The organism is Variovorax sp. J2P1-31, from assembly GCF_030317215.1.
Taxonomy (GTDB): Bacteria; Pseudomonadota; Gammaproteobacteria; order Burkholderiales; family Burkholderiaceae_C; genus Variovorax.
Genome location: NZ_JASZYA010000002.1, coordinates 643,613 through 661,755 on the forward strand (window position 1 = coordinate 643,613; position 18,143 = coordinate 661,755).

Genomic DNA, 18,143 nt, shown 5'->3' on the forward strand with positions numbered 1-18,143 from the left:
GCGGCGCAGGCCGCAACGATAAAAAAGGCACCCCGAGGGGTGCCTTTTTCTTTGGCCGGAAGCCGGAGCCTGCGCTCCGGTGGCTGCGCCTTACAGCGCGACGTCGGCGACGGGCTTGCTCTTGCGCGCCGCGGCCGGGGCGTTGGTCGGCGCTGAGGCTGGCGTGGGCGCGGCCGCGCCCGGCGTGAGGTCGATCGCCGGCGGCGGGCTCAGCTGCAGCACCTGGGCCGTGGCGGTCCATTCCTGCACCACCTTCTCGGGCGAGGCGTTGAGCGCGGTGCCGTAGCTGGGCACGATCTCGCGGATCTTGGCCTGCCAGGCGGGCGTCGCCAGCTTGTCCTTGAAGACCTGCTTCATCAGGTCCAGCATGATCGGCGCGGCCGTGGACGCGCCGGGCGAGGCGCCCAGCAGGCCGGCCAGGCTGCCGTCCTGCGAACTCACGATCTCGGTGCCCAGCTTGAGCACGCCGCCCTTGGCTTCGTCGCGCTTGATGATCTGCACGCGCTGGCCGGCCTGCCACAGGCGCCAGTCTTCCTTCTTCGCGTTCGGGAAGTACTCGCGCAGGGCCTTCATCCGGTCGTCGTCCGACAGCATCAGCTGGCCGGCCAGGTACTGGACCAGCGAGAACTCGGCCATGCCGACCTTGGCCATCGGCCAGACGTTGTGCGGCGTGGTGCTGGTGAACAGGTCGAGGTAGGAGCCTTCCTTGAGGAACTTGGTCGAGAAGGTGGCGAAGGGACCGAACAGGATCACGCGCTTGCCGTCGAGGATGCGGGTGTCGAGGTGGGGCACCGACATCGGCGGCGAACCGACCGAGGCCTTGCCGTAGGCCTTGGCCAGGTGCTGCTCGGCGATGGCGGGGTTCTCGGTCACGAGGAAGGAGCCGCCGACCGGGAAGCCCGCGTAGTTCTTCGCCTCGGGGATGCCCGACTTCTGCAGCAGGTGCAGCGCGCCGCCGCCGGCGCCGATGAACACGAACTTCGCGTCGGTCTGCGTGGCCGTGCCGTCCTTGACGTTCTTGTAGGCGATGCGCCAGCTGCCGTCGGCGTTGCGCGTGATGTCCTGCACCTCGCTCGAGAGCTTGAGCGAGAAGTTCGGGCGCGACTGCAGGTGGCCGACGAACTGGCGCGTGATCTCGCCGAAGTTCACGTCGGTGCCGATGGGCGTCCAGGTGGCGGCGATCTTCTGGGCCGGATCGCGGCCTTCCATCATCAGCGGCACCCATTGCTTGATCTGCGCCGGGTCTTCCGAGTACTGCATGCCGCGGAACAGCGGGCTGGCCTGCAGCGCGTCGTAGCGCTTCCTGAGGAAGGCGATGTTGTCGTCGCCCCAGACGAAGCTCATGTGCGGCGTCGAGTTGATGAAGGAACGCGGGTTCTTCAGCACGTTGTTCCTGACCTGCCAGGACCAGAACTGGCGCGAGATCTGGAAGGCCTCGTTGATCTCCACCGCCTTGGCGATCTCGACCTTGCCGTTCTTGTCCTCGGGCGTGTAATTCAGCTCGGCCAGCGCCGAGTGGCCGGTGCCGGCGTTGTTCCAGCCGTTCGAGCTTTCCTGGGCGACCTGGTCCAGCCGCTCGACCATCTCCATCGACCAGCCGGGCTCGAGTTCGCTGAGCCAGATGCCCAGGGTCGAGCTCATGATGCCGCCGCCGATGAGCAGCACATCCACTTTCTTCGGCTCGGCCGCATGGGCCGTGGCCAGGGTGAGGGACAGCGCCCATCCCAGCAGGACGGGGTAGGTTTTCTTCAAGATCATCTTCTGGTGATTCCTGTGGTGTGGAAAGACACCCGTCTGCCGTCATCGACCTGTGGACGCCAGCCGAGCGCGGGGCAGGGCGGGGGCATGCACGGTGGGTGCGGAGGTCGATGCGGACGAACGGACACGACCGAGACCGAAGGCTCGCGCCCCGTTCTCGAATCTCTATGTCCCCTGCACCGCCGTCTACCGACTTCTGGATTGAACCGTGCGCGCGGAGCTCGTTGGACGGCCGAAAGGCCCGGGCTCCTGGATGCGTGGCTTGGCTTGCCCCGGGCCGGCCGGGAAGCGCCATCGCTGCGTCGGGGTGGATTTTACCGGGGGCGCCAAAACCCGGGCCATGGCAAGGCCGCATGCTGTACCGTGGCTGCTTTGCCCGCCCGCCTGCAGACGATGAGCCCCTTCAAGATTCCCGAGTCCGTGCTGGTCGTGGTCCACACGCCGGCGCTCGACGTGCTGCTGATCCGGCGCGCCGATGCCGACGAGTTCTGGCAATCGGTGACCGGCAGCAAGGACCATGTCGAGGAGCCGCTGGCGCTGACCGCCGCGCGCGAGGTGGGCGAGGAGACCGGCATCGACTGCATGCCGGGCAGCGCGCTGGCATCGCAACTGCGCGACTGGCGGCTGCAGAACGTCTACGAGATCTACCCGCGCTGGCGCGCGCGCTATGCGCCGGGCGTGACGCGCAACACCGAGCACCTGTTCGGCCTGTGCGTGCCCGAGCGCATCGTGCCGGTGCTCGCGCCGCGCGAGCACACGGCCTGGCAATGGCTGCCGCACCGCGCCGCGGCCGAGGCCTGTTTTTCCCCTTCGAACGCCGAAGCCATCCTGCTGCTGCCACAATTTGCGCCATGAACGCGACCGCGAACACCTTTCGGGTGGCGACCTACAACATCCACAAGGGCGTGCAGGGCATCGGTCCTGCGCGCCGCCTCGAGATCCACAACCTCGGCCACGCGATCGAACAGCTCGACGCCGACATCGTGTGCCTGCAGGAAGTGCGCAAGATGAACCGGCAGGGCGAGCGGCACTTCGCGCGCTGGCCCGAGCTGCCGCAGGCCGATTTCCTCGCACCCGAGGGCTACACCGCCGTCTACGAGACCAACGCCGTCACGCGCCATGGCGAGCACGGCAACGCGTTGCTCACGCGCTGGCCGGTGATCCGCACCACCCACCAGGACATCTCCGACCACCGCTTCGAACAGCGCGGCCTGCTGCATGTGCTGATCGACGTCGACGGCACGCCGGTGCACGCCATCGTGGTGCACCTGGGCCTGATCAAGGGCAGCCGGGTGCGCCAGATCGCGCGGCTGCGCGAGTTCATCGAGCGCGAGATCCCGCCCGACGAGGCGGTGCTGGTGGCCGGCGACTTCAACGACTGGGGCGCGCGCATGCGCTACGCGATGAACGCCATGGGCATGCGCGATTCGAGCGACCTGCGCGGCCCGCCCACGCTGACCTATCCCTCGCGGCTGCCGGTCACGCAGCTCGACTTCATCTATGCGCGCCGGCTGGCCCCGGTCGCCTGCAGCGTGCCGCGCGGCCCGATCTGGGCCCGGATGTCCGATCACCTGCCGCTGCTGACCGACTTTTCGCTATCGAATAAGTAGCGCTTCGCGGGCGCGGGGTGTGCGCCGGCGGCCCCACGGCGTTCGGGCGTTCGCTGGTAGGATTCCCGCCATGCTCAGGAAGATCGACGCCCCCCAACCCCCCGCCGCACCGGCCGATGACGAGGGGACGCCCGTCTCCGTCAAGATCCGGGAGCGCCTGCAGGCCGCGCGCAAGCGCTTCAACGCCAACGACAACATCGCGGAGTTCGTGCAGCCGGGCGAGCTCGAGGCGCTGCTCGACGAGGTCGAGGTCAAGATGAAGGGCGTGCTCGAGAGCCTGGTGATCGACGTCGAGAACGATCACAACACCGACAACACCGCGCGCCGCGTCGCGAAGATGTACCTCAACGAGGTGTTCCGCGGCCGCTACGTGCCGCCGCCCTCGCTGACCGAATTCCCCAACGCCGAGCACCTCAACGAGCTCATGATCGTCGGCCCGATCACGGTGCGCAGCGCCTGCTCGCACCACTTCTGCCCGATCATCGGCAAGCTCTGGATCGGCGTGATGCCCAACGAGCACACCAACGTGATCGGCCTGTCGAAGTACGCGCGGCTGGCCGAATGGGTGATGGGCCGGCCGCAGATCCAGGAAGAGGCCGTGGTCCAGTTGGCCGACCTGATCCAGGAGAAGACCCAGCCCGATGGCCTCGCGCTGGTGATGGAGGCCGAGCATTTCTGCATGGCCTGGCGTGGCGTCAAGGAAATGGACAGCAAGATGATCAACTCCGTCATGCGCGGCGTGTTCCTCAAGGACCCGAACCTGCGCCGCGAATTCCTGTCCCTGCTGCCGCGCTCGCGCTGAACGCCATGCTCGTACGCCTCCTCTACGCCAGCCGCGCGGTCGACAACAGCACCAGCGCCACCGATGCGATCCTCGCGCAGTCGAGGGCGCACAACACCGCCTGCGGCATCACCGGCATCCTCTGCTACAGCGCCGGCATCTTCCTGCAGGCCATCGAGGGCGGCCGCGTGGCCGTGAGCGACCTCTACGGCCACATCCAGAAGGACCCGCGCCACAAGGACGTGGTGCTGCTGCACTACGAAGAGATCAGCGAACGCCGCTTCGGCGGTTGGACCATGGGCCAGGTGCACCTGACCAAGGTGCATGCCGCCACGCTGCTGCGCTATTCCGAGCGCCCGGAGCTCGACCCCTACGCCGTCTCCGGCAAGGTGTCGATGGCCCTGCTCGAGGAACTGATGGCCACCGCCGCCATCGTCGGACGCAACTGAGGCCCGTGGGTCCCGCGCCCGGTCTCTCGCACCGCCGCGTCCGCGTCTAGACCGCGGTGCCGCTGTCCGCCTTCGCCCTGATCCTGCTGGCCGGGATCATCCACGCCAGCTGGAACATCGCCGCCAAGAAGGCCAACGGCGACGCGCGCTTCGCCTTCCAGACCAGCGTACTGATGATGTTCGTCTGGGGCCCCGTGGGCCTGTGGCTGGGCTGGAACGTGGTGCCGCAGTGGGGCGCGAAGGAGTGGGCCTTCATCGGCGTCAGCGGCCTGCTGCACGTGGTCTATTACGTCACGCTGCTGCGCGGCTACCGCAAGTCGGACCTCACGGTGGTGTATCCGCTGGCACGCGGCTCCGGTCCCTTGCTCTCCTCGCTGGTGGCCATCCTGTTCCTGGGCGAGCGCATCAGCCTGGTGGGGCTGGTCGGCATCGTCGGCGTGGTGCTGGGCGTGTTCCTGGTGGCGGGCGGCCCGCGGCTGTGGCGCGGTCCGCAGGATGCGGCGCAGCGCGACCGCGTGCACAAGGGCATCCGCTACGGCGTGCTCACCGGCGCCTTCATCGCGGCCTACACCGTGGTCGACAGCTACGCGGTCAAGTTCCTCGCGATGTCGCCGATCCTGCTCGACTACTTCGGCAACCTGGTGCGCATCGTCCTGCTGCTGCCCGTGGCCCTGCGCGACCGGCCGGCCACGGTGCGGCTGTGGCGCGCGCAGTGGAAGTACGCACTGGTGGTGGCCGCCATCAGCCCGGTGTCGTATGTGCTGGTGCTGTACGCGGTGCAGCAGGCGCCGATCTCGCACGTGGCGCCCGCGCGCGAGGTCTCGATGCTCTTCGCCGCGCTGATCGGCGGGCACCTGCTGCGCGAGGGCGACCGCGTGCTGCGCCTGATCGGCGCCTGCTTCATCGCGGTCGGCGTGATCGCACTGGCGCTGGGGTGAGGCGCGCGTGCCGATGAGCCCGCAGCCGCAGCCGCCGCCGCTGCTGCTGGGCTGCGACTTTTCCAGCGCACCCTCGGCCCGCAAGCCGATCGTGGTGGCGCTGGGCGCGGTGCGTGGCGCGCGCGTGACCCTGTCGAAACTGCTGCCTTTCGCAACGCTCGAAGGCTGGGGCCAGTGGCTGCACGACACGCCGGCCTGGATCGGTGGCTTCGACCTGCCTTTCGGCCTGCCGCGCGAGCTGGTCGAGCAACTGGGCTGGCCGCTGAAGTGGCGGGCCTGCATGGCGCACTACGCGGGCCTGGAGCGTGCGCAGATCCGCGACGCCTTCGCGGCCTTCTGCGACGCGCGGCCGGTGGGCGGCAAGTTCGCGCACCGGCGCACCGACCTGCCGGCGGGCTCGAGCCCGTCGATGAAGTGGGTGAACCCGCCCGTGGCCTTCATGCTGCATGCGGGCGTGCCCAGGCTGCTGGCCGCGGGGGCCGCCTTGCCGGGCCTGCATGCGGTGCCGGGCGCCACCCGCATCGCGCTCGAGGCCTACCCCGGCCTGCTGGCGCGCGAGCTGATCGGTCGGCGCAGCTACAAGAGCGACGACCTGGCACGGCAGGACACCGAGCGCTGGGTGGCGCGGGCCGACCTGCTGTCGGCGCTGGAGCGCGGCGCGACCCGGCTCGACCTGCGACTGTCGCTCACGCATGCCCAGCGCGACCAGCTGCTGGCCGACGCCCGCGGCGATGCGCTCGATGCGGTGCTGTGCCTGGTCCAGGCGGCCTGGGCGGCGCGGCAGGGCCATGAAGGGCACGGTTACGGCCTGCCCGCCGACCTCGATCCGCTCGAGGGCTGGATCCTCAGCGCCTGACGCAGCACCGTCCTACAGGGCCTTGAGGCAATGGCGACGGCGTGCAGCAGGGGCGGCGGGCCACAGTGAACGCAGTCGCCTCGATGAGGCGCGTTCTTCCAACTCTCCGAAAGGCAAACCATGAACAAAGATCAAGTCGCAGGCCGTGTGGACCAAGCCAAGGGCAAGCTCAAGGAAGTGACCGGCCGGGTCGTGGGCAACGAGTCGCTCGAAGCCGAGGGCGCCGCCGAGAAGGTCGCGGGCAAGGTGCAGAGCACCTATGGCGACGTCAAGGAAAAGACCAAGGACGCCATCAAGGACGGCGCCAAGAAGCTGTGAGTCCGAGGGTCCCCGCGGGACCCGCGTCTGAAAGGACAGTGCGATGAACTCCCCGATGCATTTCCACGGGGCGCCGCGCGGGCGAATTCCGGGCCTGGCACGCTTTGCGCTGCTGGGCCTTTTGCTTGCGCTGGCCGCCTGCAACAAGAGCGACGAACGCAGCGCGGGCCAGAAAGTGGATTCCGCGATCGCGCGCACCCAGCAGGCCGCGACCGAAGCGGCGGCGCGCACCGAGGCCCTGGCCCGCGAGGCGGGCGCCAAGGTGAAGGCTTCGGAGCCCGCGATGCAGCAGGGCCTCGACCGGATCAAGGAAGCCGCCAAGGAGACCGGTGCGGCCGTCTCCGCGGGGGTCAGCGATGCCACCATCACCGCCAGCGTGTCCGCCGGCCTGGCCAGGGACCCGGCCCTGAGCGCCACCCGCATCGACGTCGGTACCCAGGGCGGCAAGGTGACCTTGCGCGGCCCGGCGCCGAGCGCCGAGGCGAAGGCACGGGCCGAGACCATCGCGCGCGGCGTGACCGGCGTGAGCCAGGTCGACAACCAATTGGAAGTGCGGGCCATGTAGGGCCGCTTTCCGCATCTTCCGCACCCATTGAAAAAGCCCGGCATGCCGGGCTTTTTCAATGGGGTCGGGGGAGGGGCTCAGCGCCGGTCGTCGTCGCGCTGCATCAGCGTGGTCACCATGTCGGCCACGTCCGAGGTCTTGAGCAGCATCGCCAGCACCGCAGTGACGGACAGCAGGCGCCATGGCTTGACCAGCACCACCAGGGCGCCGGTGCCGGCGGCCACGGCCATCAGGCGGCCGGGACGCTCCTCGGCGAAGCGTTGCAGCACCGGGCGCGCCAGCTGGCATGCGGCGTTGGCCGGATGCCGTCGCCACCAGCGCAGCGCGACGCTGCGGGTCATGTCCAGCCAGGGCAGGCCCTGCAGCGAGAACGCGCTGGCCATGGGTTGACCGGCGCGCGCGGCGGAGGCTTCGGCTGCTTCCAGCGGGGCGTCGTAGGCTTCGTCGGGAACGGGGGCGGGCTGCCGGAACAGCGCGCGGCGCGACAGCGCCAGGCGCTGCTGCGGTGTCAGGGCATCACGGTCAATCGCCACGGCGTCCTCCGGCGGCATGCAGTGCACGCAGGTCTTCGTCGAACTGCGCGCGGACCTCGGCCAGTCCATTCCAGGCCATGGGACGGCAGGCGATCCAGCCCGCGACCGCAGCGATCAGCAGCGATCCGGCAGGGATCGCGACCAATGTCCAGTGGAAGCGGCCTTCCATACCGTAGAGCATGGCGGCCACGCCGGCCAGGCCGAGCGCCAGCAGCAGCCCGATGGCTGCCACCACGCCCGCGGCAATGCGCGCGCCCAGACCGCGCCCGGCCTGCGCGGCTTCGAGCTTGATCAGGGCGGCGTAGTTGCCGACGTGTTCGGCGATGAGCTCCGGATGCCCGAGCACCGTTGCATAGAGGGGATGAAGCATGGTGCGCGAGCGGGGACGGTGTCAGCGGCCGTCAGCGGCTCAGTAGTCGTCCCGGTTGCCGCGGCGGCTGGCCAGCACGATCAGCGCCGTGATGGCGGCGCCGGCGGCGGCGGCGATCAGCACCGAACGCACGGGCTGGTCGGAGATGTACTTGCCCGTCACGTCCGCGGCCTGTTCCAGGCGGCGCTGGGCGCGTGCGCTGGTGGTCGATGCGGCATCGAGGCCGCGCTGCACGGCCTGTTGCACGCGGGCCGCGATCTGTTCGACGCTGGGCTCGGCTTCGCGGCGCAGGTCGCGCACCTTCTCGCCCGCGGCGTTCACGGCGTTCTGTGCGTAAGCGCGGGTCGACTCGATGGCGTCGTTGGCGGTGCGGCTGGCTTCGTCGGCGAGTTGCGATGCGGTCTTCGTGTTCATGGAAAGAGTCCTTTCTGGGAGATTGAGCGCTTGGCCTGTCCATCGTAACGGCGTCCGCCCGGCGCTGGAAGGCGTTGGCGGGCCGTGATGAGCAGCTTGGTGTCCACCTTAGCCACGCTGTCCGCCGCGGCTTGTCAGCAGCCGTGCGCGGGCCTCGTAGGAGAGCAACGTCAGCGTCCCGGCGCCACGCCGGCCGGCGTCGGCGTTGCGACGACGCGGCGGACCGGCAGCATGGCCGTGAGCCGGGTGCCATGGCCGGGCGTGGACGCCACCGTGAGCTTGCCCTGTGCGGCCTCGACGCGGTGGCGCATGCCCGCCAGGCCGTGCGTGGACGGGCGCGCGCGCTGGGTCTCGAAGCCCTTGCCGTTGTCGGCCACTTCGACGATCACGTGGTTGCCGTAGTCCTTCATCACGATGGTGGCCTCCGAGGCCTCGGCGTACTTGCCGATGTTGGTCAGGCTCTCCTGCACCATGCGGTAGATCGTGAGCTGGCGTGCCTCGTCGAGCACGGCCGGCTCCAGCGACATCTCGATCTGCAGGCCGGAGCGGTCGGCGAATTCGCGGCCCAGGATCTCCAGCGAGGCGACCAGCCCCAGGTTGGACAGCGACGAGGGCCGCAGGTCCTCGATGATCCGCCGCTTGAGCGCGATGCCGCTGTTGAGCAGCTCGGTCAGGTGCTGCAGGCGTTCGATCGCATCGGGCGTGTCGGCCAGCCGCGACTTGAGCCGGGCCACGTCGAGCTTCGCGGCCGTGAGCAGCGAGCCGAGTTCGTCGTGCAGTTCGCGCGCGAGAAAGCCGCGTTCGGTCTCGCGCACTTCCTGCAGGTGGGTCGCGAGCTCGGCCAGCGTGGCCGTGCGATCCTGCACCTCGGTCTCGAGCGCATTGCGTTCGCGCTGCAGGGCCTCCTGCTGGCGCTGGCCGGCCGAGCGCAGCGCATGGCTCTGGCGCAGGTAGAGGTAGAAGGCCAGCAGCGCGGCCAGGGCCACCACGGCGATGCCGATGCGGGCCAGCTGCAGCGACTTCGCGATCTGCACCTGGCCGCGCGCCAGGGCGGCATCGCTGCTGGCGACCAGCGCATTGGCCTGGGTCCGGATGGCCTCCATCTCCTCGCGGCCCACATCGGTGGTGATGACGAACTTCCAGGCGTCCTCGTTGCCGTTGGTGCGCAGCCGCACGCTCATCTCCATCTCGGCGAGCTTGCGTGCCACGTGCGTCGAGAGCACGCTGAGCCGGGCGCTGTCCTCGGGCCGGTCGGCATACAGCGCGCGCAGCACGTTGAGTTGGCCGTCGATCTGGCGGATCGCGTTGTCGTAGGGTTCGCGGTAGTGCGTCTCGCCGGTCAGCAAATAGCCGCGCTGGCCGGTCTCCGCATCCACCACGTTCTGCAGCAGTGCGCTGAGGGCCGTGCGCATCCGCTGGGCCTGGCCGACTTCCTCCAGCGCGCGGGTCGACTGGCGGAATCCGGCTTCGTTGATGCCCACGAGCGCCACCGCCGCCAACAAGGCCAGGGTGAGGCTCAAAGCCATCTTGGGAAAAGCTAACCAACGCATGTAGAGGCTTCCGCTGACGGTCCTGTGATCAATTTCGTGAATAATCGATGCCGTTCAGGGAACGATATATCGCGACTTACGAGTGCGCGACAACAAAGAGGATGACAGATGATCAAGATCGGAATTGTGGATGACCACGCCATCGTTCGGTCCGGCTTGCGGCAGTTTTTCTCCGAGCATGTGGATTTGCGCGTCGTAGGCGAGGCGGGAACCGGACGCGAGGCGATCGAACTCGTGCGCACGACGGAGCTCGACGTGCTGGTGATGGATTTGTCCATGCCCGGTCAGAGCGGCATCGATGCGCTTGCGATGATTCGGGCCAAGGCGCCGGATGTGGGCATTCTCATCCTGAGCGGCTACCCCGAGGAGCACTATGCGATGAACCTGATCCGTCAGGGCGCGAGCGGCTACCTCAACAAGGAATGCGAGCCGATCGAGATCGTGAACGCGATCCGTACCGTCTCGCTGGGACGCCGCTACATCACGCCGGCCGTGGCCGAACTGCTGGCGCGCCAGCTCGACCGCAAGGACGACGCCGCACCGCACGAGCAGCTCTCGGAGCGCGAGTTCCAGGTGTTCCTGAAGCTGGCCAAGGGCGAGACCGCGGGTGACATCGCCAAGACGCTGTCGCTGTCGGTCAAGACCGTGAGCACCTACCGCACGCGGCTGATGGAGAAGATGAACCTCTCCTCGAACAGCGACCTGACCTACTACGCGCTGAAGAACAAGCTCATCGACTGAGATCGCGAACCGGCTGCGGGCGCCTCTCCGGGAGGCGTGCGCGGCCGGGCACTGCTCAGGCGCCGTTGCGCGCGCGATCAGCGGACTGCGCGATGCAGAAGTCCAGCAGCGCCTCGATCTCGTTGGACTTGTCGAACACCGCATCCGCGCCGAGCTGGGCGCAGCGCTTGCGGATGTCCTGGGTAGCGTAGTTGCTGAGCACCACCACCTGCTGCCGCGGCTCGCGCGCCGCGCAGGCCTGCAGCACGCCCAGGCCGCTGCCCTGCTTGAGAAACAGGTCGATGATGATCAGATCCCAGACATCCTTGTTCGCTGCGAGCCATGCACGCGCTTCGGCCTCCGTCTCGGCATGGCCGATGGTCTCAGCCTGCGTGAGTTCTTCCAGCGTCCCGACGAGGTTCTCGCGGATCGTGAGGTTGTCTTCGACGATGTAGGTTTTCAATCTTGTGTTCATGGCGAAGACTCGCCCTCCCTCCATGCCGCCCCTGCCGTGCGATGCGGGTCGAGGCACACGCCGTATCGTAGCCGCGGCATCCCTCGATCGTGCAAGCACCGGAGGATGGCGCTTGTAGGCGCATTCCGACTTCAGGACTTCGTCCGGGTGCCGAGGCCGTCTTTCGTAGGCCCCTGCCCACAGGGGCTGCCGTGCCGAACCGACCCCCGGGCCGGCCGATCGCCGTTTAGGCTCGCAAGGTGCACGCCGGCCTGGGCCGCCGGGGTCGTGTCCCGTACCAGCCCCCCGCAGAAGGAATGATCCATGCAGAACAACAAGCAGATGGGCAGGCGTTGGGCCGTGCGGATCGTGACGGCCTTCGTGGCCCTGTTCGCGATCCTGGTGCTGATCGTGATGTTCTTTCCCTGGGACGTGCTGCGCGGCCCGGTGAACCGCTACGTCAGCGAGAAGACCGGCCGGACCTTCGAGATCACGCGTCACCTCGACGTCGACCTGGGGTGGCGCAGTGCCACGGTCAAGCTCGATGGCATCGAATTCGCCAACCCCGACTGGGCACGCGACCCCTACCTGGTGCGCGCGGAGCGTGCGGAACTCGACCTGCGGCTGTGGCCGCTGCTCGGGGGCAAGGTCGTGATCCCGCGCTTGATGATGGTCGCGCCCGCGGTGGGCCTGCAGATGGAGAAGGACGGTCGCCGGACCTGGGCGCTCGGCAAGGACACTTCGGACGAGGGCACGGTGCCGACCATCGGGCAGATCCAGGTCGACAACGGCAGCGTGGACTTCCTGGCCCCGTACCTGGGCGTGGACCTGCATGCGGAGGTCGCCTATGACAGCGGCAAGGGCGAGATGCCCCTGAGCTACCGCATCAAGGGCACCTACAAGCGCCAGCCGCTGACGGCGCAGGGACGCACCGGCAATGTCATGCAGCTCGCCGCGACCGGCCAGCCGCCGTTCCCGCTGGAGATCGACGCGCGCGCCGGCCAGACCCGGCTCAAGGCCGCGGGCACGGTCGCCGCGCTCAGCGGGCTGGACGGCATCGATGCCACCTTCGACCTGCGCGGCCAGAGCCTGGGCGACCTCTACGGCCTGCTCGGCATCGCGCTGCCGCAGACCTCGCCCTATGCGCTCAGCGGCCAGCTCGGCAAGCGCGCGAGCCTGTGGGAGGTCAAGGGCCTCAAGGGCAAGCTGGGGCTGTCCGACATCGGCGGCGAAATGCAGTTCGACCAGGGCCCGAAGGTGCCGATGCTCTCGGGCACCTTGCGCTCGCAGGTGATGGACATGGACGACCTGGGGCCGCTGATCGGCCTGCCGCCGACGGCCCGTTCGGCCAACGCGGTGGAGGGCGTCGCACCGCCGCCGACGGTGACGCAGGTCAAGCGGCCGCAGCGCAACGGGCAGGACAAGGTGCTGCCCACCGCCACGCTCGACTTCGAGCGGCTGGGCGCGATGAATGCCGACGTGCGCTACAGCGCCGACCGGATCCGCAATGTGCGCGAGGTGCCGCTCGACAAGGGCAGCGTGCACGTGAAGCTGCAGGACAAGGTGCTCACGCTCGACCCGCTGGACCTGGGCGTGGCCGCGGGCAAGCTGAGCGGCGCGATCCGAATCGACGCGGCCAAGAACCCGGCCGACATCCGCGCCTCGCTGGACCTGCGCGGCATGCAGCTGGCGCGCCTGTTCCCCAAGCTCGAGACCACCGGCAACAGCGTGGGCAAGTTCGGCGGCCGCATCAATCTCTCGGGCTCCGGCAACTCGGTGGCCGGCTGGCTGGGCGGGGCCTCGGGCGACGTCGCGGTGCTGTCGGGCAAGGGCCAGTTCGGCAACCTGCTGCCGGTGTTCGCGACGCTGGTGGGCGGCGACATCATCAAGTTCCTGCTGCGCGGCGACCGCAACGTGGAGCTGCGCTGCGCGGCCGTGGCCTTCGACGTCAACAAGGGGCTCATGACCGGCCGCACGCTGGTGGTCGACACCACAAATGCCGTGTTCACCGCCAGCGGGCAGGCCAACCTGGCCAACGAGACGCTGGACTTCGTGGTGCGTCCCGAGCCCAAGAGCAAGAGCATCCTCTCGATCCGCACGCCGCTGGTGGTCAGCGGCACCTTCGGCGACCCGAAGGGGGGCGTCGAGGTCGCGCCGCTCGCGGGACGTGGCCTGGCCGCGCTGGCGCTGGGCGCGATCAATCCGCTGCTGGCACTGGCCGCGACCATCGAGACCGGTCCCGGCGAGGATGCGGATTGCAAGGGCGTGCTGTCGGATGCGAACCGGCCGACCGCGGGCGCGGCCGCCAACGGCGCGGCCAGGGCGAAGGGCGCCAAGCAGCCCTGAAGCGCGACGGGCTCAGCGGCCGGCGCAGACGCTGCAATGCGGGTCGCGCGCCACCCGGAGGCTGTCGAAGGCCGTGCGCCGGCCATCGAACATCAGCAACTGCCCGGCCAGCGACGGGGTGATGCCCGCCATCAGCTTGAGCGCCTCGTGGGCCTGCAGCGTGCCGATGGTGCCCACCACGGGCGCGAACACGCCCATCACCGCGCAGCGCGTCTCCTCGAAGGCCGCATCGGGCGGGAACACGCAGGCGTAGCAGGGCGAGGCGGGGTCCCGCAGGTCGTAGACGCTCAATTGCCCGTCGAAACGGATCGCCGCGCCTGCCACCAGCGGCTTGCCATGGGCCACGCAGGCGGCGTTCACCGCATGGCGGGTGGCGAAGTTGTCGCAGCAGTCGATCACCACGTCCGCGGCGGCGACCAGTCCGGACAGCAGGGCCGCATCGGCCCGCAGCGCATGCAGCGTGAGCCGGACGCCGGGGTCGATGGCCCGCATTGCCTCGGCCGCCGAAGCGACCTTGGGCTGGCCCACGCGCGCCGTGGTGTGGGCGATCTGGCGCTGCAGGTTGGTGAGGTCGACCGTGTCATCGTCGACCAGCGTGATGTGGCCCACGCCCGCGGCCGCGAGGTAGAGGCACACCGGCGAGCCCAGGCCACCGGCGCCGATCACCAGCGCGTGCGAGGCCTCGACGCGCTGCTGGCCGTCGAAGCCGTATTCCTCGAGCAGAACGTGCCGCGAATGGCGCAGCAGGGCCTCGTCGTCCATGCGCTTGGCGCCTGCCGCGTTGCCGCGGCCGCGCTCAGTTCTCTTTCTTCTCTTCCTTGTTGTCGACGATCACCTGCGTCTTGCTGACGATGACCGGCGCGCCCTTGAGGCTGGCGATGGCCTGCAGCAGCGGGAAGTCCTTGTCGTTGCCGAACTCGGGCACCTTGCGTTCCTGCGGCGGCTTGCGGGCCTCTTCCTCGAGGCGCTTGCGGGCCTCGTCGCGGGCCTTCTCGCGCTCAGGGTCCTTGGTCTCGGGGCCCTGGCCGCTGGCCAGGTGCTTCTCGAGGTCGGCCTCGCGCATGCGCAGGGCCGCGTAGGGGCTGCCCTCGGCGCTTTCGTCGACCAGCACGTTGGGCACGATGCCCTTGGCCTGGATCGAGGCGCCGCTGGGCGTGTAGTAGCGCGCGGTCGTGATCTTCAGGCCGGTGTCGGGGCCCAGCGGGCGCACCGTCTGGACCGAGCCCTTGCCGAAGGTCTGGCTGCCCATGATGGTGGCGCGCTTGTGGTCCTGCAGCGCGCCGGCCACGATCTCGCTGGCCGAGGCCGAGCCTTCGTTGACCAGCACCACCAGCGGCACGGTCTTGAGCGCCGCCGGCAGGCCGCGCAGCGGGTCGGTGCCCGAACGGCGCTGGTAGAACTCGGGCGCGGCCTTGTAGACGAACTTGCTCTCGGCGAGCTGGCCGTCGGTGGACACCACCGTCACGTTCTCGGGCAGGAAGGCGGCCGAGATGGCCACCGCCGCGTCGAGCAGGCCGCCCGGGTCGTTGCGCAGGTCGAGCACCAGGCCCTTGAGGTTGGGGTCCTGCTTGTAGATTTCCTCGACCTTCTTGACGAAGTCGTCGACCGTGCGTTCCTGGAACTGCGACAGGCGGATCCAGCCGTAGCCCGGCTCGATGACCTTGCCGCGCACCGATTGCGTGCGGATTTCCTCGCGCGTGATCGTGACCGGGAAGGTGCGGTTCTCGTCCTTGCGGTAGATGGTCAGCATCACCTTGGTGTTGGCTTCGCCGCGCATGCGCTTGACCGCGTCGTTGAGCGAGAGGCCGCGCACCGCGGTGTCGTCGATGCGCGTGATCAGGTCGTTGGGCTTGAGGCCCGCGCGGAAGGCCGGCGAACCCTCGATCGGCGACACCACCTTGACCAGCCCGTCTTCCTGGGCGATCTCGATGCCGACGCCGACGAAGCGCCCGGTCGTGCCCTCGCGGAATTCCTTGAAGGACTTCTTGTCGAAGTACTGCGAGTGCGGGTCGAGGCCGGCCACCATGCCGGCGATCGCGTCGGAGATGAGCTTTTTCTCATCCACCGGCTCCACGTAGTCGCTCTTCACCATCCCGAACACCGCCGCGAGCTGTTGCAGCTCCTCGAGCGGCAAGGGTGCCAGCGAACCGCGTGCCACGGTCTGCAGCGAGACGGTGGTCAGCACGCCGGCCACGGCGCCGGCTGCAACCCAGCCGGTGATCTTGAGTTTCTGGCCCATGTAATGAGTGTCCTAGTCGGGTGTCAAGCCAATATACAGCTAGCTTTGAAGCAATTCTTCTACCAGGGTTCCTTAATCTTCAACCTTTGCCTTGCGAAGCCACCGCGGCAGCGGCCTTGGCGGCCGCTTCGGCGTCGCCCAGGTAGTAGTGGCGCAGCGGCTTGAGCTCGTCGTCCAGCTCGTAGACCAGCGGGATGCCGTTGGGAATGTTGAGGCCGACGATGTCGCTGTCGGAGACGCCGTCGAGGTACTTGACCAGCGCGCGGATGGAATTGCCGTGGGCCGCGACCACCAGGCGGCGGCCGCTGCGGATGGCGGGCGCCATCGATTCGTTCCAGAAGGGCAGCACGCGCGCCACCGTGTCCTTCAGGCACTCGGTCAGCGGGATCTGCTCGGGCGCGAGCTTGGCGTAGCGCAGGTCGCCGCGTTCGCTGCGCGGGTCGGCCGCGTCGAGCGCCGGCGGCGGCGTGTCGTAGCTGCGACGCCACACCAGCACCTGCTCGTCGCCGTATTCCTTGGCCGTCTCGGCCTTGTTGAGGCCCTGCAGGCCGCCGTAGTGGCGTTCGTTGAGGCGCCAGGAGTGCACCACCGGCAGCCAGGTGCGGTCGAGCTCGTCGAGCGTGTGCCACAGCGTGCGCGTGGCGCGCTTGAGCACGCTGGTGTAGGCCACGTCGAAGTCGTAACCCTCGGCCTTGAGCAGGCGACCGGCCTGCTTGGCCTGTTCGACACCGGTCTCGGTCAGGTCGACGTCGGTCCAGCCGGTGAAGCGGTTTTCGAGATTCCAGGTCGACTCGCCGTGGCGGATCAGTACCAATTTGTGCATGGGGAAGGCCTTTGGCGGAGATTGAGATGCGTGAATGCAGGAGCCTGCATGACCCGCCATTCTAAAATCGGCGGTTTGCCATTCAAGGAACCCTGTGAAATTCATCGTCGACAACTGGATGCTGATCCTCCTTGCGGTCGGCTCGGGCAGCATGCTGGCCTGGCCGCTGATCCGCGGCAACGGCGGTGGCTCGCTCACGGCGCAGGGCGCCGTGCAACTGATCAACCGCGAGCGCGGCGTGGTGGTCGATGTGCGTGACGCGGCCGAATTCGCCGCCGGCCACGCGACCGGCGCCCGCAACGTGCCCTTCGACCAGCTCGAACAAAAGCTGCCCACCACGGTCAAGAACAAGGGCGTGCCGGTGCTGCTGATGTGCGCCTCGGGTGCCCGCGCCCAGCGCGCGCTGGCCGTGGCCAAGAAACTCGGCTACGAGCAGGCCCAAGTGATCGCCGGCGGACTCAAGGGCTGGAAAGACGCTAACCTGCCCGTCGAGAAGGCTCCGGAAAAGGCCTGAACCCACGGGCCGCGCAGCCGGATTGCGCGGCGTTGAAAAACCGCCATCGACCCCAAGGTAGAGCGTATGCAAGCCGTCAAGATGTACACCACCGCCGTCTGCCCCTACTGCATTCGCGCGAAACAGGTCCTCAAATCCAAGGGCGTGGAGCAGATCGAGGAGATCCGCATCGACACCGACCCGCAGGCGCGCGCCGCCATGATGGAGATCACCCAGCGCCGCACCGTGCCGCAGATCTTCATCGGCGACACGCACGTCGGCGGCTGCGACGACCTGATCGCGCTCGACGGCCGCGGCGGCCTCGTGCCCCTGCTGCAGGGCGCCTGAACGGAATGTGCCTCGCGGTGGGGCGATAATCGCCGTCTCATTCATCTGCAGCCCGCTGCGGGAACCTCTCCCCGGCGGGCATTGTTTTGATTCTCGAAAGTTGAGCCATGGCCGATACCCCTGATCCCGTGTTCCAGATCCAGCGCGTCTACCTGAAGGACCTGTCGCTCGAACAGCCCAATTCGCCGGCCATCCTGCTCGAGCAGGAACAGCCCACGGTCGACATCCAGCTGGGCGTGGACGCCCAGCCGGTGGCCGACGGCATCTTCGAGATCACCGTGTCCGCCACGGTGCAGACCAAGGTGCAGGACCGCACCGTGTTCCTGGTCGAAGCCAAGCAGGCCGGCATCTTCGAGATCCGCAACCTGCCCGAAGACCAGATGGGTCCGATCCTGGGCATCGCCTGCCCGCAGATCGTCTACCCCTACCTGCGCGGCAACGTGGCCGACGTGATCCAGCGCGGCGGCTTCCCGCCCGTGCACCTGGCCGAGATCAACTTCCAGGCCATGTACGAGCAGCAGCAGGCTGCCGCCGCCGGCCAGCCTTCGCCGATCGTCACGCAGTAAACCGGCCGCACG

Annotated in this window: 22 protein-coding genes; 13 read left to right on the top strand and 9 right to left on the bottom strand. The window is 68.5% G+C overall.

All coding sequences use genetic code 11. The features are described 5' to 3' along the window. Positions 1 to 90: 90 nt before the first annotated feature. Positions 91 to 1,758 carry a malate dehydrogenase (quinone) gene (mqo, locus tag QTI20_RS14150; protein WP_286551710.1) on the bottom strand — a complete coding sequence of 556 codons (1,668 nt, stop codon included), beginning with the start codon at positions 1,756 to 1,758 and terminating at the stop codon, positions 91 to 93. A 393-nt stretch (positions 1,759 to 2,151) separates the two neighbouring features. Here mqo and nudB point away from each other — a divergent pair, with 393 nt between their 5' ends. The 8 genes from nudB to QTI20_RS14190 all read left to right on the top strand — a co-directional run bounded on the left by nudB (position 2,152) and on the right by QTI20_RS14190 (position 7,275). Continuing rightward, positions 2,152 to 2,613 carry a dihydroneopterin triphosphate diphosphatase gene (nudB, locus tag QTI20_RS14155; protein ID WP_286551712.1) on the top strand — a complete coding sequence of 154 codons (462 nt, stop codon included), beginning with the start codon at positions 2,152 to 2,154 and terminating at the stop codon, positions 2,611 to 2,613. Next, positions 2,610 to 3,368: an endonuclease/exonuclease/phosphatase family protein gene (locus QTI20_RS14160; protein WP_286551716.1), complete on the top strand. Its 759-nt coding sequence runs from the start codon at positions 2,610 to 2,612 to the stop codon at positions 3,366 to 3,368. Before nudB ends, QTI20_RS14160 begins: the two co-directional genes overlap by 4 nt. Before the next feature lie 70 nt (positions 3,369 to 3,438). Then, positions 3,439 to 4,170 carry a GTP cyclohydrolase I gene (gene folE, locus QTI20_RS14165; protein WP_183025057.1) on the top strand — a complete coding sequence of 244 codons (732 nt, stop codon included), beginning with the start codon at positions 3,439 to 3,441 and terminating at the stop codon, positions 4,168 to 4,170. A gap of 5 nt (positions 4,171 to 4,175) precedes the next feature. Continuing rightward, a complete protein-coding gene (locus tag QTI20_RS14170) occupies positions 4,176 to 4,598 on the top strand; it encodes a BLUF domain-containing protein (RefSeq protein WP_183025058.1) in 423 nt (140 codons plus the stop codon). 56 nt (positions 4,599 to 4,654) lie between these two features. Continuing rightward, positions 4,655 to 5,536 (top strand): DMT family transporter, encoded by an 882-nt coding sequence (locus QTI20_RS14175; protein WP_286551718.1) that lies wholly within the window; start codon positions 4,655 to 4,657, stop codon positions 5,534 to 5,536. 13 nt (positions 5,537 to 5,549) lie between these two features. Then, positions 5,550 to 6,392, top strand: a complete 843-nt coding sequence (locus QTI20_RS14180; RefSeq protein ID WP_286551720.1) for a DUF429 domain-containing protein — start codon at positions 5,550 to 5,552, stop codon at positions 6,390 to 6,392. 120 nt (positions 6,393 to 6,512) lie between these two features. After that, entirely contained in the window at positions 6,513 to 6,710 is a 198-nt protein-coding gene (locus tag QTI20_RS14185) for a CsbD family protein (protein ID WP_286551722.1), read from the top strand. 43 nt (positions 6,711 to 6,753) lie between these two features. Further along, positions 6,754 to 7,275 (top strand): BON domain-containing protein, encoded by a 522-nt coding sequence (locus tag QTI20_RS14190; protein ID WP_286551724.1) that lies wholly within the window; start codon positions 6,754 to 6,756, stop codon positions 7,273 to 7,275. Between the two features lie 77 nt (positions 7,276 to 7,352). Here QTI20_RS14190 and QTI20_RS14195 read toward each other — a convergent pair whose 3' ends face one another. The 4 genes from QTI20_RS14195 to QTI20_RS14210 all read right to left on the bottom strand — a co-directional run bounded on the left by QTI20_RS14195 (position 7,353) and on the right by QTI20_RS14210 (position 10,118). Beyond that, the gene (locus QTI20_RS14195; protein ID WP_286551725.1) at positions 7,353 to 7,808 is read right to left on the bottom strand and encodes a hypothetical protein; all 456 of its coding nucleotides are present in this window, start codon (positions 7,806 to 7,808) and stop codon (positions 7,353 to 7,355) included. After that, complete coding sequence (locus QTI20_RS14200; RefSeq protein WP_286551728.1) at positions 7,798 to 8,178, bottom strand: hypothetical protein; 381 nt, start codon at positions 8,176 to 8,178, stop codon at positions 7,798 to 7,800. The genes QTI20_RS14195 and QTI20_RS14200 overlap by 11 nt, the downstream gene beginning before the upstream one ends. Positions 8,179 to 8,217: 39 nt before the next feature. Continuing rightward, on the bottom strand, positions 8,218 to 8,592 hold the full coding sequence (locus tag QTI20_RS14205; RefSeq protein WP_183025064.1) for a hypothetical protein: 375 nt from the start codon (positions 8,590 to 8,592) through the stop codon (positions 8,218 to 8,220). Between the two features lie 170 nt (positions 8,593 to 8,762). Further along, complete coding sequence (locus QTI20_RS14210; RefSeq protein ID WP_286551730.1) at positions 8,763 to 10,118, bottom strand: CHASE3 domain-containing protein; 1,356 nt, start codon at positions 10,116 to 10,118, stop codon at positions 8,763 to 8,765. Positions 10,119 to 10,250: 132 nt separating this feature from the next. Between QTI20_RS14210 and QTI20_RS14215 the strand changes: the two genes are divergently transcribed. Beyond that, positions 10,251 to 10,883, top strand: a complete 633-nt coding sequence (locus QTI20_RS14215; protein ID WP_183025065.1) for a response regulator — start codon at positions 10,251 to 10,253, stop codon at positions 10,881 to 10,883. 55 nt (positions 10,884 to 10,938) lie between these two features. On the opposite strand, the gene QTI20_RS14220 is transcribed toward QTI20_RS14215, so the two are convergent. Continuing rightward, positions 10,939 to 11,337 (bottom strand): response regulator, encoded by a 399-nt coding sequence (locus QTI20_RS14220; protein ID WP_286551736.1) that lies wholly within the window; start codon positions 11,335 to 11,337, stop codon positions 10,939 to 10,941. Between the two features lie 303 nt (positions 11,338 to 11,640). On the opposite strand from QTI20_RS14220, the gene QTI20_RS14225 reads away from it, so the two are divergent. Next, a complete protein-coding gene (locus QTI20_RS14225; RefSeq protein WP_286551737.1) occupies positions 11,641 to 13,662 on the top strand; it encodes an AsmA family protein in 2,022 nt (673 codons plus the stop codon). A 12-nt stretch (positions 13,663 to 13,674) separates the two neighbouring features. On the opposite strand, the gene QTI20_RS14230 is transcribed toward QTI20_RS14225, so the two are convergent. The 3 genes from QTI20_RS14230 to gpmA form a co-directional block, all read right to left on the bottom strand. Continuing rightward, the gene (locus QTI20_RS14230; RefSeq protein WP_286551738.1) at positions 13,675 to 14,424 is read right to left on the bottom strand and encodes a HesA/MoeB/ThiF family protein; all 750 of its coding nucleotides are present in this window, start codon (positions 14,422 to 14,424) and stop codon (positions 13,675 to 13,677) included. 34 nt (positions 14,425 to 14,458) lie between these two features. Further along, on the bottom strand, positions 14,459 to 15,901 hold the full coding sequence (locus tag QTI20_RS14235; protein ID WP_286551739.1) for a S41 family peptidase: 1,443 nt from the start codon (positions 15,899 to 15,901) through the stop codon (positions 14,459 to 14,461). A gap of 79 nt (positions 15,902 to 15,980) precedes the next feature. Further along, positions 15,981 to 16,724, bottom strand: coding sequence for a 2,3-diphosphoglycerate-dependent phosphoglycerate mutase (gene gpmA / locus QTI20_RS14240; protein WP_183025070.1), 744 nt, complete (start codon positions 16,722 to 16,724; stop codon positions 15,981 to 15,983). A 94-nt stretch (positions 16,725 to 16,818) separates the two neighbouring features. Here gpmA and QTI20_RS14245 point away from each other — a divergent pair, with 94 nt between their 5' ends. The 3 genes from QTI20_RS14245 (at position 16,819) to secB (ending at position 18,131) form a co-directional block, all read left to right on the top strand. Then, positions 16,819 to 17,238: a rhodanese-like domain-containing protein gene (locus tag QTI20_RS14245; protein ID WP_183025071.1), complete on the top strand. Its 420-nt coding sequence runs from the start codon at positions 16,819 to 16,821 to the stop codon at positions 17,236 to 17,238. Between the two features lie 66 nt (positions 17,239 to 17,304). Continuing rightward, positions 17,305 to 17,565, top strand: coding sequence for a glutaredoxin 3 (gene grxC / locus QTI20_RS14250; protein ID WP_183025072.1), 261 nt, complete (start codon positions 17,305 to 17,307; stop codon positions 17,563 to 17,565). Positions 17,566 to 17,672: 107 nt separating this feature from the next. Next, positions 17,673 to 18,131, top strand: a complete 459-nt coding sequence (gene secB, locus QTI20_RS14255) for a protein-export chaperone SecB (protein WP_286551742.1) — start codon at positions 17,673 to 17,675, stop codon at positions 18,129 to 18,131. Positions 18,132 to 18,143: the final 12 nt, after the last annotated feature.